We start from the raw sequence: 15,274 nt of genomic DNA, 5'->3' as shown, positions 1-15,274 counted from the left end.
TGGCGTTTCTACAACAACGCCAGTACTTCCTCTGCATGGTTTCGTGTATCGACGGAATCGATGATGTGCGTGATCTTGCCCTTATCATCGATGATAAACGTCACCCGATCGGCCATGCCGACGATGGCCTTCGCCGCCGACAGCAAGCCACCGCCGCCGAGGGTGCCGTAAGCCTTGCCGACGGATTTGTCGGTATCGGCCAGCAGCGGAAAATTGAGTTTGTATTTATCGGTGAATTTCTGGTGCGACGCGGAATCCTGCGTCGAGACGCCGAGAATGGCGGCGCCTTTCTTGGCGATCTCCTTGTTCGCGTCGCGCAGCGAACATGCCTGTGCGGTGCAGCCGGGCGTGTCGTCCATCGGATAGAAATACATGACGAGTTTCTTGCCGCGATAGTTCTTGAGGCTCACGGTGGTGCCGTCGGTGAGTTTGCCGCTGAAGTCGGGGGCGGGGTCGCCTGGTTTGAGTTTTGACATGGTCAATCCAGGTTGAGTTGTGCTGGGCAATCTCAGGTGGGGTGCCTGAAAATTTCGGATGCCTCGTCCTGTGACTTGCGCGGCCGCAACATGCGCTAAGATCCCGATAAGGGCCAGGAAGGCGGCAATCTTCGGCTACAAAATCCCCAATAAAGTCTTGATGCCTAGCAGCGCGTACCGCTACTCGCCCACCGCCATGAAATAAGTACGAATCTGGGGCAAAGAAAGCGACTACCGCCGCAACACCGAGAGCAAGCATTGCTACTGCAAGCGCCACCCACCGATGTATTCGAATCACCAATTCGGCTGACTGCTGAGTTGTTTCCAGGTTGCCATGGCATTCCTTTGTGCTGGCGACGGCCTATCAGGCATAAATAGAGTTCCCGATGGAGCCAGAAGTCACGACATCGGACGCAGGCAAGGCGCGGCGGAGCCTTCAACCGGAGCATACTTTTTCGTATGTGAGGATTGAAGGCGAGCACGCATCGCAGCCTGCGCGCCGCTTTGGTGGCCTCGGGCGTGAGAATTGCGCGCTGCCATAGCGATTGTCCCAGTTTGCATATCTTCCTGTTGCGCGCCTACGCCGACTCGGCCTATCGGATCCCCGCGAGCGGGGCCCCTCCTCTTAGGCCTCGCGTCGTTACCAATGTATCCCTTGCGTAATCTGCGCAAACGCCATCGCCTCCGGCGTCATCTCGACTTCCTTCGCGACCTCACCCTTCTTGGCTTGCGCGGCGGACGAGTCCGGGAACATGCGGAAGGCGGCGTTGAGGATGATCTGCGTAATCTTCGGTGATATGGCGTGCAGCACCGCGCCCGCGATGCCGAGGCGGGTGGCGATGCGCACAGGCTTGTAGACGATCGCTTCTACGACCAGGTCGGCCGCCTGTTCGGGCGACAGTGTCGGCACGCTGTTGTACATCTTGGTCGGCGCGATCATCGGCGTGCGCACCAGCGGCATGTTGATGGTGGTGAAGCTGATGTGGTTGTCGACGAACTCGGATGCCGCACAGCCGGAGAACGCATCCAGCGCGGCCTTCGAGGCGACGTAGGCGGAGAATCGCGGCGCCTTGGTGAGCACGCCGATCGACGAGATGTTGATAATGTGTCCGGCGTCCTGCTTCATCATCGCCGGCAGGAACCCCATGATGAGCCGGAGCGAGCCGAAATAGTTGAGTGACATGGTGCGTTCGAAATCGTGGAAACGATCGAAGCTGTTGGCGATGCCGCGGCGGATCGAGCGGCCGGCGTTATTGACGAGGTAATGACAGGTGCCGAAGTCCTTCAAGACGCTCGCGACCAGCTTGTCGCAACTGGCGAGGTCGGAAAGATCGCAGGAATAGAACTTCGCATGTCCACCGGCTTCCTTGATTTTGGCGAGGGTGATTTGTGCCTTTTCCGGATCGCGCGCGACGATTGCTACCTTGGCGCCCGCGCCGGCCAGTTTGATGGCCGTGGCTTCACCAATGCCCGACGTGCCGCCGGTGACGACGACGACCTTGCCCTTGATCTTGCCTTCGAGCGAACGATCGATGAACAGGTCCGGGTCCAGATGGCGTTCCCAGTAATCCCACAAACGCCACGCATAATTTTGCAGTTTTGGCACCGCGATGCCGGAGCCTTTCAGTGCCTTGACGGTGTCGCGATTGTCGAACTTGGTCGGGTAATTGATGAACGTGAAGACATCTTTCGGAATGCCCAGGTCATTGAGGATCTGGTTGCGTGCGCGGCGCACCGGCGCGACCGACATCATTCCCTGCAGCACGTAGCTGGGAATGAAGCTGAACATCTTGGAATTGACCCGCATGGTCATTTGCGGTGCATGCGCGGCCTTGGCAAACATGTTGAGGATTTCGCCGATGCGCATCGGTTCCGGATCGGTCAGGTGAAAGCATCCGCCATCGAGTCCCTTTTTGTGCGCGATGTAATCCATCGCGTCGACCACGTAGTCGACGGGAATGACGTTGATACGGCCACCCTCGATGCCGATGGTCGGCACCCAGCTCGGCAGCGCATTGCGCATTTTCTGGATGAGCTTGAAAAAATAATAGGGGCCATCGATCTTGTCGATCTCGCCGGTCTGCGAGTGGCCGACCACCATACCGGGGCGATACACGCGCCACGGGGTTTTGCATTCGTTGCGGACAATGGCTTCTGAATCGTGCTTGGTGCGGAAGTAGGGGTGATCGAGTTCCTCGGCCTCCTCGAACATGTCCTCGCGGAAAGTGCCGTCGTAGAGTCCGGCAGCGGCAATCGAACTGGTGTGATGAAAACAGCCGACCTTGACCGCTTCGGCGAATTCGACCGCGTTGCGGGTGCCATCGATATTGGCGAGTTGCTGGCTGGCGGCATCGGCGGCGAGATCGTAAACCGCTGCGAGATGGAACAGATGAGCGACTTTGCCCCTGAGCTTGGTGAGATCGGTTGCGGCGACACCGAGCTTGGGCTTGGCCAGATCACCGACGATGGGCACCACGCGTTTCTGTTTTTCATCGAGTCCCCACCACGGATAAAGTGCTTCGAGTTTTTTCAGGGAGTTCTTGCGTACCAGCACGTAAATCGTGCCCTCGCGCCGCAACAGGTTCTTGACCAGGAATTTTCCGATAAAACCGGTGGCGCCAGTGACGAAGTAGGTCATGGTGGGTGTTCCTCCAGGGATGTTTTTATGGGAGCCCGTGGGAGATCAATCGGGCTTTGGCGAAATCATACACTGCGAATTCGTGGCGTGTGGCGCATGACCGGCGTCTTTTCTGACGCGATGGTCAGATGTTGGATGGATGCTGCGCTGCGACATGGAATCGTCGACGGGGCAATCTCGCGGTGAACTTGTTTAGTGTGAATCCTCTAATTGCCACTCCTAAACTGATCATCAAGCATTGCTTTTTTTCATTGTATCGAATCTTTCAGACAGGAGAATCATCATGGTCACCAGGAAAACCGTCAAGAAGCCTGCTGCGGCTGCTATTAAGCGTACCGTCAGGTCTGCCGCCAAGCCCGCCGCGGCCACTGCAAATGTTGCCCACAAAGTCGTGCTGGCCGGGTTGGGTGCCGCGGAGCGCATGCAGGGCAGAGCCGTCAAGGTCTATGGCGCGATCGCCCGCGAAACCGAGCGACTTTCCGAATTGACCGCCGAGGCCGCGCAAGGGCTGACCCGGAAAGCGAATATTTTCGTGAGGGAAGGCAAGAAGATCCAGTCCAACGTGCAAGCCGTTGCCGAAGGCAAGGCGCGGGACGTTGCCAAGGAAGTCAAAGCATTCGCCGCCAAATCGGAAAAGACCTTGAAGAGAAACATGAAGGGCAGCGTCAACACCACGGCGGCCAGCGCAATGGAAGGGATCACCCGTCTCGAACAAGTGTTTGAATCGCGCGTCGCGCGTACGCTGAACACCTTCGGCATCCCTTCCAGCCAGAATGTGCGTGAACTCCAGGCGCGCATGGCGGAATTGCAGAAAGCGCTGAATCAGCTGAACAAACGCAGCGCTCGCGTTTGACGCGGATTTCGAAGCAAGGTTTGACAGAGGTCACACGTCGTGACCGAGACGTCCGATAGAATGGGGAATATCATTGTGATGTTCCCCATTTTTTCATGATCGCGGCAAAGACGGCGAAGCCGATGTTCTTACCACCACTTGCATACCCGGAGGCATCGTGGCCCGAATGATCAAGCCCTCGTTGAAATCGTCATCCAAGAAGGTATCTAAGCAACGCACGATCATGCCCTTGGCAAATACGCCGGCCGCGCGCAAATCGGTTTCCGCCAAACCGAAAATCGCGCTGGCACTGGCCGGCGGCGGGCCGCTCGGCGCGATGTATGAAATTGGCGTGCTGATGGCGCTCGATGAAGCGCTCGATGGCCTCGATGTGAATGAAATGGATATATATGTCGGCGTCTCGGCCGGTAGCTTCATCACCGCGGCCCTGGCGAACCGGTTGACGCCGACCGAGATCTACCGGATGTTTATCGATAACGAGTTGCGCGCGGTCGGCCACGCCGCCCTGAAGCCGGAGCTGTTTCTTAAGCCTGCTTGGCGCGAGTATGGACGGCGCCTGAAAAGTGTCCCCGGGCTCGCGGTATTGGGCCTGATGCGGTACATCGCGAGCCCCATACGCCGCACCACCCTGGAATCCTTCGCGCCGCTTTTCCGTGCGATACCCGCGGGCGTTTTTGACAATGAAGGCATCGCCCGTTTCCTGGGTGAGGCATTCAATCAACCTGGGCGCACCAACGATTTCCGGCAACTGAAACGCAAGCTGTATTCGGTCGCCGTCGATCTCGATACGGGTCGCGCGGTGACGTTCGGCGGCCCCGGCTACGATCATGTGCCAATTGCCAAGGCGGTGCAGGCGTCATCAGCGCTTCCCGGGCTGTTCCCGCCGGTTGAAATTGAAGGACACTATTACGTCGATGGCGCGCTGAAGAAGACCCTGCATGCATCGCTGGCGCTGGAAGACGGCGCGGAACTGGTGATCGGCGTCAATCCGCTGGTGCCCTTCGATGGCGACGCGGCCAAGCGGCGCGGCAAGGCGGAGATGGAAAAACTGGTTGAGGGCGGGTTGCCGGTCGTTCTGTCGCAAACGTTTCGCACCATCATCCATTCGCGCATGCACACCGGCCTCGAAAAATACGCGAGCAAATACAAGACTGCGAATATTGTGTTGTTCGAGCCCGGCACCGACGACCCGGAAATGTTTTTCACCAACCTGTTCAGCTATGCGTCGCGCAAGCGGGTTTGCGAGCATGCTTACCAGCGCACCCGTGCCGACTTGCTGAAGCGTCGCTATGAACTGGAACCGGTGCTGGCCCGATTTGGCATCAGTCTGAATATCGACTCGCTCAAGGATGAAAAGCGCACGCTGGACAGCCGCGTATTCAAACAGCGTCAGCCGTCGCGCGACAAGCGGCTTCACGATTCGACCGTTGACCTTACCGATGCCATCGTCGATCTTGAGCAGTGGGTGGCGCGAACCCGCGCCGCATAGCAGCCACATTACCGCCAAGTGCAATTCACAAACTCAAGCACTGGCGAGCCGTTACAGCCATTTCTGCCTGAAACGGCGCGCCAGTGCTTGAGTGTGGCGGGTTGGGTTGACTTCATTTGCCAAAGGCCAAGCCAGGCGTGAGTGACCAGCCCCCCGCCAATACACCGGCGAATGCTTCACGCCGCGCGTTTCTGCTGCGAAGCGAAATGCCCCCGCCACGGGTTGCATTGACCGAACGCTGCCTGGCGGCGATGGGCGTGTTCTGCGAGAGCTGCCGGGATTCCTGCGACGCCGGTGCGCTGCGATTTGAACTGCAATTGGGCGCCGCGCCGAAGCCGGTTTTTGATGCGGACCGTTGCACGCAGTGTGGCGAGTGCGCGAAAGTGTGCCCGCAGGACGCCATTCGCATACAGCCCAAGGCGCCTTCGACCGGCTGAGTTGCAAGTCGCCCGTTTCACTTCTGCTTGATCAGACCGCGTTTCGGGCTCGATCGTCCGCCCCGTCCCGTCGTATCATACGGGCCATGTCCCGCGTTACCCCAGAACCCATCGCATCGCAGCCGCCTTCGCGCTCCGCGCGCACGCGCGAACGCATCCTCAACGTCAGCCTCGACCTTTTCAATGCCAACGGCGAGGGCAACGTCACCACCGGTCATATCGCCGACGAGCTCAATATCAGTCCGGGTAACCTCTATTACCACTTCCGCAACAAGGATGAAATCATCCACCATCTGTTTGCTGATTTCGAGAAGGCCATTGATATCGGCCCGGGGGAAATCGGCGACGCCGCGAATGTACTGGAGGACATGTGGCTGTACCTTCACCTCATGTTCGAGCGAATCTGGCAATATCGTTTCCTGTATCGCAATCTTGACGATCTGGTGATGCGCGATGCCAAACTACGCTCGCATTTCAATATCATCATCGGCCACAAGCGTGACGTCGTGATGCAACTGTGCGAGGCTTTGGTAGGGACAAGTGCCATGCAGGCGACAGAAGATGAAATTCGCGCGCTGGCTGAAAATATCATGGTGATCGCGACATACTGGCTTAACTACGAGCACCTGCGCGCCAAACCGGCCGGCAAGTTCTCCGCCGAGCCGGACCCCGAGCAGCATCTGTCGCGGGGCGTTTATCAGGTGATGTCGCTGCTGAGTCCCTTTCTGCTGGGTGGCGCGCGCGAGCATTTGCAGCATTTGATGGAAAATTATTCCGGTTAACCAAGAGGAGAAAAACATGGCCAAATGGAGAAAATTTCCACACGACCAGAAGTCAATCACTTACGCGGGCGATGCGCTGAAAAAACACTGGGAGGCTTTGCACAAGGGTGACGGCGAGCCGTATCCAAAGGAAGCCGGCTTGCAGGAGGCCTGGCGGCAGTATCACGCCGGCAATTTTGCCGAGGCCGCCGAGGAAGGTAAAGGGCACACGGTCGAAATCAAGGCAACGTCGATTTACGCCAACTTTCTGGAGAAGAAAGAGGCAACGAAGATCGCGCTTTACCAGGATTCCATGAAGATGGCGACGGTGCTGATGAAGTCGGAGCCGAAAAACCCCAATGCGCACTACCAGTACGCGTACGCCGCCGGGCGTTACAGTCAGAGCATCTCCGTGGTGAAAGCGTTGAAGGAGGGCTATGGCGGCAAGATAAAAGCCGCGCTGGAAACGACGCTGAAACTCGACCCCAAGCATGCCGAAGCGCACTCGGCGCTGGGTGCCTATCATGCCGAAATCATCGACAAGATTGGCGGAATGGTCGGTCGCCTCACGTATGGTGCAAGCAAGGAACTGGCGGTGGAGCATTTTGAAAAGGCCATCAAGCTGAATCCCGCCGCGCCGATCACGCATATCGAATACGCCAACGGCTTGCTGATGCTGTTCGGTGACAAGGAAGAAGACCAAGCCGTCAAACTCTACGAAAAAGTGGTAAAGATGAAAGGCCGCGATGCCATGGAAGTGCTGGACATCGACATGGCCCGGGAAGAGCTGGAAGACTGACAACACTTTCTTGAAAAGAGGAATTGACTTGCAGGAACTCACCATTGACACCATCCGCGCCGCTCACGCGCGCATCAAGCCGTATATTCATCGCACGCCAGTGCTGAAGAGCAGCATCCTCAACCAGAAACTCGGCGCGGAAATTTTCTTCAAGTGCGAAAACCTGCAAAAGGTCGGCGCGTTCAAGGCGCGCGGCGCATGCAACGCCGTCATGTCGCTGAATGACGATGACGCCCGCCGTGGTGTGGTGACGCATTCGTCGGGCAATCACGGCGCGGCGCTGGCGTGGGCCGCGGGCCTGCGTGGCATTCAGGCGACCATCGTCGTGCCGAACAATGCTCCGCGGCCCAAGAAATTCGCCATCGAGGCGTACGGGGCAAAAATCGTTTATTGCGAGCCGAACGTCGCGGCGCGTGAAGCCGCCGTGCAGAAACTCATCGACGAACAGAATCTCGAACTGATTCACCCGTTCAACGATTATCGCGTCATGAACGGGCAGGGGACGGCGGCGCTGGAACTGTTGGAAGACATACCTGATCTGGATATCGTCATGTCGCCGCTGGGCGGAGGCGGGCTGCTCTCGGGAACCGCGATCGCGTCGAAGGGCGTCAAGCCGGGCATCAACGTATTCGGCGGCGAGCCCGCTGGGGCGGATGACGGCTATCGTTCATTCATGAGCGGCGTGCGCGTAACCGATGCGGTGCCGAATACGATATGCGACGGCCTGCGTACCGGGCTGGGCGACAAGACGTTTGAGATCATTCGCCACAATGTCGATGGCATAGCGTTAGCAAGCGAAGAAAATGTGATTCGCGCCATGCGCATGTCATGGGAATTGCTGAAAATCATTTGCGAGACGTCGTGCTGCCCGCCGCTGGGCGCGATACTCGAAGGCAATCTCGACGTGAAGGGCAAACGCGTCGGCATCATTCTTACCGGCGGCAATGTGGACCTGGACAAACTGCCATGGCAATCATGAAGCTCGTTTCCTGCGAAGGTTCGCCACCTCCATCAGGGCACTATTCACCCGCGGCCATTCACAATGGTATCGTTTACGTGTCGGGCCAGTTGCCCCGCGTGCCCGGAAAGCCCGGCGATTTCGCGCTGCCAACCATCGAAGCGCAGACCCGTCAGGCGCTGATGAATGCAGAAGCGATCTTGCACGCGTCGGGTTCGCGCCGAGACCTGGTTTTGCGCGCGACGCTATATGTGTCCGACATCAGTTACTGGGCGCAAGTGAATGCCGAGTACGCCGCATTTTTTGGCGATCACAAACCGGCGCGCGCGATCGTTCCCGTCGGCAAATTCCGAAACGGGTTTCTGATTGAAATCGACATGATTGCAGCCGTCGCGGAATAGGCGACAATCAGTCATGAAGGTTCTCGTGACTGGATCATCAGGGCGTGTCGGGTCGGTGATCGCGATGCGCATTGCGAAAACCCACGATGTAGTGGGGCTTGATATCGTCGCCGGGCCGCAAACGACGCGGCTTGGCAGCATCAACGATGGGCAACTGGTCGACGCATTGACCTCCACGGTTGATGCGGTGGTGCATACAGCCGGATTGCATGCGCCTCATGTTGGCTTGCGGCCAGAGGCTGCGTTTCATGAAACCAACGTTGGCGGCACCAAATGTCTCATCGATGCGGCACTTAAATACGGCGTGGGCCGCTTCGTCTTTACCAGTACGACATCCCTCTATGGCGCGGCCATGGTTGCGGCGGATCATGCCGTGTGGGTGACCGAGGAGCTTTCGCCCGTCGCCCGCGATATCTACGATGAAACCAAGCTGGCAGCGGAGCAGATTTGCCGCACTGCTGCACTCGCCGGACTGCCATGCATTAGCCTGCGCATGTCGCGATGTTTTCCGGAACCCGATGAACTGATGGCGATTTACCGTTTGTACCGTGGCGTGGACGCGCGCGATGTTGCAAAAGCGCATTTGCTGGCACTTGAGTCCGATATTGGCGGATTTGAAATATTCAATATTTCGGCGGCGCCGGTCTTTCGCCGCAATGAATGCGAAGAACTATTTGCGTCCGCCGATCGAGTGATCGCACGCCACTATTCCTGGTCCACGGCGGCATTTGCGCACAGAAGCTGGTCGTTACCGAAGCGTATCGACCGCGTCTATGTGATCAACAAGGCGGAGCGCATGCTCGGCTATCGGCCGCAGTTCAACTTTGAATCGCTCTTCGATCCGGACGAAACGGGGCCTGCTTAACTTGCCAGTGGTTAATCCGCCAGTTCGACAATGCGGTCGGACGCATAAACATGATTGCCGCGGCGATTGGCCCATGCGGCTTTCAACATGGCGACCGCAACCGTTTGCGCTTCAACAGGACGGTATTTTCGCATCGGTCCGAACATGAATGGCGCAATGATGCCGGACGCGGCAATTCCAGCACGTTCCGCCAGTCGCGACTCGTGACGATTGCCGAGCAACAACGACGGCTGGAATATATGCAGTTCTTCAAAACCGATATCCCGCACGGCATTTTCCATTTCGCCTTTTACACTGCTGTAGAAAACCGGTGAGTGCGCATTGGCGCCCAGTGAACTGATCACCAGGAAACGCTTCGCGCCTGACTTCCGGGCAAGGTGCGCCAGGTTCACGACATAGTCGAAATCGACTTTGCGAAACGCGGCCTGCGACCCGGCCTTCTTGATCGTGGTGCCCAAGCAGCAGAACACATCGTCCATGGTGGAAGTGGAAAGCGCTGCGGGATGATCGTAGTCGAAAGCATGTTCCTGCAACCGGGGATGTGAAGGCAGGCCGGGTTTGCGCACCAGTGCATGGACGAGTGTGTAGCGCGAATCGGCGAGCAGCAGCGAAAGCAGGTGGCCACCGGTGAGGCCGGTGGCACCGGCCAGCAACGCGGTGCGTTTGGATTTCACGGTAATTGCCGATTCCCGGCTAATGCTTTTTACGCAGGCGCTTCAGTGTCTTCTTCTGTCCGGCCCCGCCGGACGCTGGTTCGCCCCCGAACGCCTTTTCAAGATCCACTTCGTACTCTGGACCGTACGGGCCCATCAAGGTCTGCATCACCAGTTTTTCAAATTCCTCGCCGAACTTGTTGATGACGTTTTCCGGATCGGGAACCAGCCCGGCGTCGGTAATCAGGCCGAACTGGACTTTGCCATTGTAGGTGAGAATCGAGAGCCCCATGCCGATGCCGCCAGACTGCGGCACCCAGAAATCGATTTCATCTATTTCGCGTCCGGCGAAGAAGAGCGGCTTCTGCGGTCCTGGCACGTTGGTCATCACGGCCGTCGCATTGCGACCGATGAGTCCGCTGATCTGGTCCTGCAGAATTTTCGGCCCCATGCCCACTGCGGAAAGCAGTACAAAGGCGACGATCGGCTGCGACGAACCCTTTAAGTCCTTCATCCGTTCGCGCACCTTGAGCATGCGCTGGAGCGGATCTTCAATCCCGATGGGCAAATCCACGAATACCAGCCCGAACTGGTTGCCAAGGTCACCGGCCTTTTCGATCGGGCGCAAATTGACAGGAACCACTGCCCGCAATTCAACGCCCTCTGTCTTGTCACCTCGGCACACCATATAGTCGCGCAGGGCGCCTGCTGCGGTGGCGAGCACCACATCGTTGATCGAGCAGCGCAGGGCTTTGCCAATGACCTTGACTTCTCCCAGCGGGAGGGGATCGCACCATGCCACACGCTTGCCGCGGCCGAGCATCCCCTTGAAGCGCGTCGGGGAGTCGGGCTCCATCACCGCGATTTTGCGCAATTCCTCGGCGAGCTCTATGCCCTTGGTCGCAAATTCGCGCATGGTTGACGGGTCCTTCGCGATCTCAAGACCTTGCTCGACGAGGCCGCGTGTGAGCTTCATCGCGCCCGACCACACACTGGCCACGGGCTTGGTCACGCTGGTCCAGAAATCCATGTCCTCGCCGGCATGCTTTCCTTTGCCGTTCTTTTCTTTCGGCTTAGGCTTGGTGAGGCTGGCGTCCGCGCTATCCGCGGTCATCGACAGCATGACGCTGATCAACGCAATGCCGTCGGCGTAGCAATGATGAATGCGCGTCAGCAGCGCTGAACCGCCCTGATAGTTCTCGATCAAATGAAATTGCCACAGTGGCTTGGTGAAATCGAGACCCGCGCTCGCCATCTGGCTTACGTACTCCTGCAATTCCTTTTTGCCTGCGCGTCCGGGAAGCTTGGCCTTCTTGACATGATTCTGAATGTCGAATTTCTTGTCGTCTTCCCACCACGCGCCAGTGGGATCCTGCACCGCCTTTTGTGAAAAGCGGGGGTAGGAGAGAAAACGCTGTTCAAGAGTCGTCTGCAACTTCCTGAAATCAAGTTTTTCCTTGAACACCATGATGCCGACTATCATCATAAGATTGGTCGGGTGTTCCATGCGCAACCATGCGGTGTCGATGCCAGACATGCGTTCGCGGTTGAGCAGGGGAATGCCAGGGATGCGTGAGGTCGTGGCCATGTTTTGTCAAGTGGGCTTTTTATGATTGGGGTGACTTGTTGCCGCCCGTCGCCTGGAAATTCCGCTGTCCCGTCGAAAAGGTGCCTCCTGCGTGCAGCGAATTGAAAATCGCCCGTAAATTGCGGGCCACAGTCGATTCCGTTACAGTTACTTTAGCCTTTGTTTTCCCTGATGGAAAGCCCCTGAAACCCATTATTACGCAAGTCTCTGGAGGAGAAACGCAATGTCCGACCTGAAAAAACGATTTGAAAAAGCAACAAAAGACGTCACCAAGGCAAAGTCCGACCCGGGCAATGACATGAAATTGCGGCTGTACGCGCACTTCAAGCAAGCCACCGAGGGAGATGTCACTGGCGACAAGCCCGGTTTCACCGATTTCGTCGGGCGCGCCAAGTACGATGCCTGCGCGAAGCTGAAGGGCATGTCTGCGGACGATGCGATGACCGCCTATATCAAGCTGGTCGATCGGGTGATGAAAGAGTGAACGGCGACATCAAACCCTAGCACTGGCGCGGTGTTGCAGCTTAAAATGCTCTGAAAGGCGCGCAGGTGCTAGGGTTTGTCTATTTTCTTCCCGCGCCGATACCTGCCAACTGCATGCAAGAGATGCACAAAAAAATAGCCCCGAAACCTTGCGATTTCGGGGCGAATCGTCCTGATAGCAGGACGAGGAGGAGACTTCCGCACTCACCTCAACGGGTGAGCACGCCAAACTGATCTTTACTTGCGCTTGGCCTTGCTTGCGACCGGCTTGCGAACGACTTTCTTGACGGCAGCCTTAACCGGCGCCTTCTTGGCAGCGGGACGCGCGGCGCCACGCTTTTCCTGCGCGAGCAGGGCACGAACCGCTTCAGACAGTTCGCCAACCTGTTTGGACAGGGCTTCCACATCTTTGCTGGTCAGCACACCGAGGCGGTTCAGTGAGCTGTGAACACGATTTTCAAAAACCTGTTCAAGCTTGTCGAACTTGCCGGTGGCCATTTGCAGCGTCTTGCTGGCCTGGTCTCTTGCGGTTTCTATGGTGGCTTCCGCGACCGTGCGGGTGCGTTGTTCGATCTGCTCACCTTGCTTCACCAAGGTATCGAAAACTTTCTTTCCTTCGTCTTGCGCTTTGGAAAAAGCCCCTAGTCCTGCGAGCCAGATTTGCTGGGCCGAATCCAAAACTTGTTTGGCGGAAGGTTGATCGCCGAAATTGGAAGCCATCGCACTGAGCTTACCGGCAAGGTCGCCAACCGGGTTGCCGGACTTGGCGGAACGTGTGGTTTTCTTGAATTTTGTTGCCATGATGAATAGCTCCTTCGGAATTGGTTTGCTGGTATGAAACTGTGGCTAAGGCTTTAGATCCCAAAGTGAAATCTACTTTTGAGCCTACCGTGCCTGCATGAATATGAGATAAATGATATGAGCAACTTTTAGAGTAAACATACTAGAAGCGGCACGGTCGCGACGTTGCGATTCTCCCGCTCAGCGTACCTATTTAACTAACCGACCAGTTTGTAGCTTTTAGAGCCAGTACGTTAAGATTGGTGAAAGCAGAACAACAGTGCTCGCACTCACGCGCTGAATCCTGAGGAGAAAGTATTGAACGCAATCGTCGATTCCGCCGTTGAACGCATCTGGCTGAAATCCTATCCCGCAGGCGTACCGGCCGACATCAACCCGGATAGCTACGGGTCGATAAACGACGTCTTCAATGAGGCGTGCCGCAAATATCGGAACCTGCCGGGGTTTACATGCCTGGGAAAAACACTCACATACGCGGAGCTTGATGAATTGGCGTTGGCGTTTGCCGGCTACCTCCAGGGAACGCTGAAGCTCGCGAAGGGTGACCGGGTCGCGGTGATGATGCCGAATATTCTGCAATATCCGGTGGCAGTGTTTGGCATTTTGCGCGCCGGGCTCACCGTGGTGAATTGCAACCCGCTTTATACCCCGCGAGAATTGGAGCACCAGCTTACCGATTCTGGCGCGAAAGCGATCCTCATCGTCGAGAATGTTGCGCACACACTTGAGCAAATCGTCGCCAAAACGGGCATAGCACAAGTCATCACGACACAGGCAGGTGATCTGCTGGGGTTCCCCAAAGCAATGGTGGTCAACTACGTTGTGAAGTACAAGAAGAAGGCGGTACCGGCATGGAACCTGCCGGGTTCGATTACGTTGAAAGCAGCACTTGCGGCGGGCCGTTCAGCGCCATTCAAAGCCCCCCCAATGGTGAATACGGACCTCGCTTTTCTGCAATACACGGGCGGTACGACCGGCGTCTCAAAAGGGGCGATGCTTACGCACCGCAATCTGGTCGCCAATATGGAACAGGTCGGTAGCTGGACCGGTGGCCGGTTGGTGGATGGGAAAGAGGTGGTCATTCAACCACTTCCGCTTTATCACATCTTTGCGCTGAGCTCGAGTCTGGTGTTCATGAAGCACGGGTGCGAGAACGTGCTCATTCCGGACCCGCGCGATATTGCCGGATTCATTAAGGTGCTTTCAACCCGGCACTGGAATGTCCTGACGGGCGTGAATACTTTGTTCAATTCGCTTTTGCATGCGCCGGGATTTGACAAGATTGATTTCAGCGGATTAAAACTGGCATTGGGCGGCGGCATGGCCGTGCAACGCGCGGTCGCCGAGAAATGGAAGGCGGTCACCGGCAAGGCGTTGATCGAGGCTTACGGCCTGACCGAGACTTCTCCGGCAGCCTGCATCAATCCGATGACGTTGGAAAATTACAATGGCTGCATCGGCCTGCCGATTTCGTCCACCGTGATGACCATCCGCGACGATGATGAAAACATCCTGCCGGTCGGTCAATCCGGCGAGATCTGCATACAGGGGCCGCAGGTAATGCTGGGCTATTGGCAACGGCCGGAAGAAACGGCGAAGGTGACGGCCAGGGATGGTGCGTTCAAGAGTGGTGACATCGGCATCATGGACGAACAGGGCTTTTTCAAGATAGTCGATCGCAAGAAAGACATGATCCTGGTATCAGGTTTCAACGTTTACCCCAATGAGATTGAAGATGTAATTGCCTCTTGTCCGGGCGTGCTGGAAGTTTGCGCGGTCGCGGCTGCTGATGAGAAATCCGGCGAAGTGGTCAGGGTGGTTGTCGTGAAGAAAGATCCGGCGCTTACCAAAGAAAAGGTGATGGTGCACTGCAAGGCAAACCTCACCGGCTACAAGCTGCCGCGTATCATCGAATTCTGGGATGAACTGCCGAAGACGAACGTCGGCAAGGTATTGCGGCGTGAAGTGAAAAAACTGCCGGTCAAGCCGTAGTCAGTTCAATACTTCGAGGAGGAGAAAGCCCGGCCCGCCTCCGACTTTGGTTGGGGCGGGTTTTTTTTGCTGTTGTTGAT

15 protein-coding genes are annotated in these 15,274 nt (G+C 57.1%); 10 read left to right on the top strand and 5 right to left on the bottom strand.

Annotated features, from left to right (window positions below):
* Window positions 1-8: 8 nt before the first annotated feature.
* Window positions 9-476 carry a peroxiredoxin gene (locus tag IPP88_19145; GenBank protein ID MBL0124733.1) on the bottom strand — a complete coding sequence of 156 codons (468 nt, stop codon included), beginning with the start codon at window positions 474-476 and terminating at the stop codon, window positions 9-11.
* A gap of 640 nt (window positions 477-1,116) precedes the next feature.
* Window positions 1,117-3,114: an SDR family oxidoreductase gene (locus IPP88_19140; GenBank protein ID MBL0124732.1), complete on the bottom strand. Its 1,998-nt coding sequence runs from the start codon at window positions 3,112-3,114 to the stop codon at window positions 1,117-1,119.
* Window positions 3,115-3,397: 283 nt separating this feature from the next.
* Between IPP88_19140 and IPP88_19135 the strand changes: the two genes are divergently transcribed.
* The 8 genes from IPP88_19135 to IPP88_19100 all read left to right on the top strand — a co-directional run bounded on the left by IPP88_19135 (window position 3,398) and on the right by IPP88_19100 (window position 9,677).
* The gene (locus IPP88_19135; protein MBL0124731.1) at window positions 3,398-3,967 is read left to right on the top strand and encodes a phasin family protein; all 570 of its coding nucleotides are present in this window, start codon (window positions 3,398-3,400) and stop codon (window positions 3,965-3,967) included.
* Window positions 3,968-4,190: 223 nt separating this feature from the next.
* The gene (locus IPP88_19130) at window positions 4,191-5,456 is read left to right on the top strand and encodes a patatin-like phospholipase family protein (GenBank protein ID MBL0124730.1); all 1,266 of its coding nucleotides are present in this window, start codon (window positions 4,191-4,193) and stop codon (window positions 5,454-5,456) included.
* Window positions 5,457-5,593: 137 nt separating this feature from the next.
* On the top strand, window positions 5,594-5,893 hold the full coding sequence (locus tag IPP88_19125) for a 4Fe-4S binding protein (GenBank protein ID MBL0124729.1): 300 nt from the start codon (window positions 5,594-5,596) through the stop codon (window positions 5,891-5,893).
* A gap of 86 nt (window positions 5,894-5,979) precedes the next feature.
* On the top strand, window positions 5,980-6,675 hold the full coding sequence (locus tag IPP88_19120; protein ID MBL0124728.1) for a TetR/AcrR family transcriptional regulator: 696 nt from the start codon (window positions 5,980-5,982) through the stop codon (window positions 6,673-6,675).
* A gap of 16 nt (window positions 6,676-6,691) precedes the next feature.
* Window positions 6,692-7,453: a hypothetical protein gene (locus IPP88_19115; protein ID MBL0124727.1), complete on the top strand. Its 762-nt coding sequence runs from the start codon at window positions 6,692-6,694 to the stop codon at window positions 7,451-7,453.
* Complete coding sequence (locus IPP88_19110; protein ID MBL0124726.1) at window positions 7,401-8,432, top strand: pyridoxal-phosphate dependent enzyme; 1,032 nt, start codon at window positions 7,401-7,403, stop codon at window positions 8,430-8,432. The genes IPP88_19115 and IPP88_19110 overlap by 53 nt, the downstream gene beginning before the upstream one ends.
* The gene (locus IPP88_19105) at window positions 8,429-8,812 is read left to right on the top strand and encodes a RidA family protein (GenBank protein MBL0124725.1); all 384 of its coding nucleotides are present in this window, start codon (window positions 8,429-8,431) and stop codon (window positions 8,810-8,812) included. Before IPP88_19110 ends, IPP88_19105 begins: the two co-directional genes overlap by 4 nt.
* A gap of 13 nt (window positions 8,813-8,825) precedes the next feature.
* Window positions 8,826-9,677: an NAD(P)-dependent oxidoreductase gene (locus tag IPP88_19100; GenBank protein MBL0124724.1), complete on the top strand. Its 852-nt coding sequence runs from the start codon at window positions 8,826-8,828 to the stop codon at window positions 9,675-9,677.
* Between the two features lie 11 nt (window positions 9,678-9,688).
* On the opposite strand, the gene IPP88_19095 is transcribed toward IPP88_19100, so the two are convergent.
* Together IPP88_19095 and IPP88_19090 are read right to left on the bottom strand one after the other, a co-directional pair.
* The gene (locus tag IPP88_19095; protein ID MBL0124723.1) at window positions 9,689-10,351 is read right to left on the bottom strand and encodes an oxidoreductase; all 663 of its coding nucleotides are present in this window, start codon (window positions 10,349-10,351) and stop codon (window positions 9,689-9,691) included.
* Between the two features lie 19 nt (window positions 10,352-10,370).
* Complete coding sequence (locus IPP88_19090) at window positions 10,371-11,918, bottom strand: wax ester/triacylglycerol synthase family O-acyltransferase (protein ID MBL0124722.1); 1,548 nt, start codon at window positions 11,916-11,918, stop codon at window positions 10,371-10,373.
* A gap of 223 nt (window positions 11,919-12,141) precedes the next feature.
* Between IPP88_19090 and IPP88_19085 the strand changes: the two genes are divergently transcribed.
* Window positions 12,142-12,402, top strand: coding sequence for an acyl-CoA-binding protein (locus IPP88_19085; GenBank protein MBL0124721.1), 261 nt, complete (start codon window positions 12,142-12,144; stop codon window positions 12,400-12,402).
* Between the two features lie 236 nt (window positions 12,403-12,638).
* Here the strand turns inward: IPP88_19085 and IPP88_19080 are convergent, their stop codons facing one another.
* Window positions 12,639-13,202 (bottom strand): phasin family protein, encoded by a 564-nt coding sequence (locus IPP88_19080; protein MBL0124720.1) that lies wholly within the window; start codon window positions 13,200-13,202, stop codon window positions 12,639-12,641.
* A 336-nt stretch (window positions 13,203-13,538) separates the two neighbouring features.
* Between IPP88_19080 and IPP88_19075 the strand changes: the two genes are divergently transcribed.
* Window positions 13,539-15,194: an AMP-binding protein gene (locus IPP88_19075; protein MBL0124719.1), complete on the top strand. Its 1,656-nt coding sequence runs from the start codon at window positions 13,539-13,541 to the stop codon at window positions 15,192-15,194.
* Window positions 15,195-15,274: the final 80 nt, after the last annotated feature.

The organism is Betaproteobacteria bacterium, from assembly GCA_016720925.1.
Taxonomy (GTDB): Bacteria; Pseudomonadota; Gammaproteobacteria; order Burkholderiales; family Usitatibacteraceae; genus UKL13-2.
Note: the sequence above shows the minus strand (reverse complement) of the source record. Positions and strands in the feature narration are given on the sequence as shown.

Coding starts and splice junctions, on each gene's coding strand:
- IPP88_19145 (MBL0124733.1), bottom strand. CDS start 476: ATGTCAAAACTCAAACCAGGCGACCCCGCCCCCGACTTCAGCGGCAAA.
- IPP88_19140 (MBL0124732.1), bottom strand. CDS start 3,114: ATGACCTACTTCGTCACTGGCGCCACCGGTTTTATCGGAAAATTCCTG.
- IPP88_19135 (MBL0124731.1), top strand. CDS start 3,398: ATGGTCACCAGGAAAACCGTCAAGAAGCCTGCTGCGGCTGCTATTAAG.
- IPP88_19130 (MBL0124730.1), top strand. CDS start 4,191: ATGCCCTTGGCAAATACGCCGGCCGCGCGCAAATCGGTTTCCGCCAAA.
- IPP88_19120 (MBL0124728.1), top strand. CDS start 5,980: ATGTCCCGCGTTACCCCAGAACCCATCGCATCGCAGCCGCCTTCGCGC.
- IPP88_19115 (MBL0124727.1), top strand. CDS start 6,692: ATGGCCAAATGGAGAAAATTTCCACACGACCAGAAGTCAATCACTTAC.
- IPP88_19110 (MBL0124726.1), top strand. CDS start 7,401: ATGCCATGGAAGTGCTGGACATCGACATGGCCCGGGAAGAGCTGGAAG.
- IPP88_19105 (MBL0124725.1), top strand. CDS start 8,429: ATGAAGCTCGTTTCCTGCGAAGGTTCGCCACCTCCATCAGGGCACTAT.
- IPP88_19100 (MBL0124724.1), top strand. CDS start 8,826: ATGAAGGTTCTCGTGACTGGATCATCAGGGCGTGTCGGGTCGGTGATC.
- IPP88_19090 (MBL0124722.1), bottom strand. CDS start 11,918: ATGGCCACGACCTCACGCATCCCTGGCATTCCCCTGCTCAACCGCGAA.
- IPP88_19085 (MBL0124721.1), top strand. CDS start 12,142: ATGTCCGACCTGAAAAAACGATTTGAAAAAGCAACAAAAGACGTCACC.
- IPP88_19080 (MBL0124720.1), bottom strand. CDS start 13,202: ATGGCAACAAAATTCAAGAAAACCACACGTTCCGCCAAGTCCGGCAAC.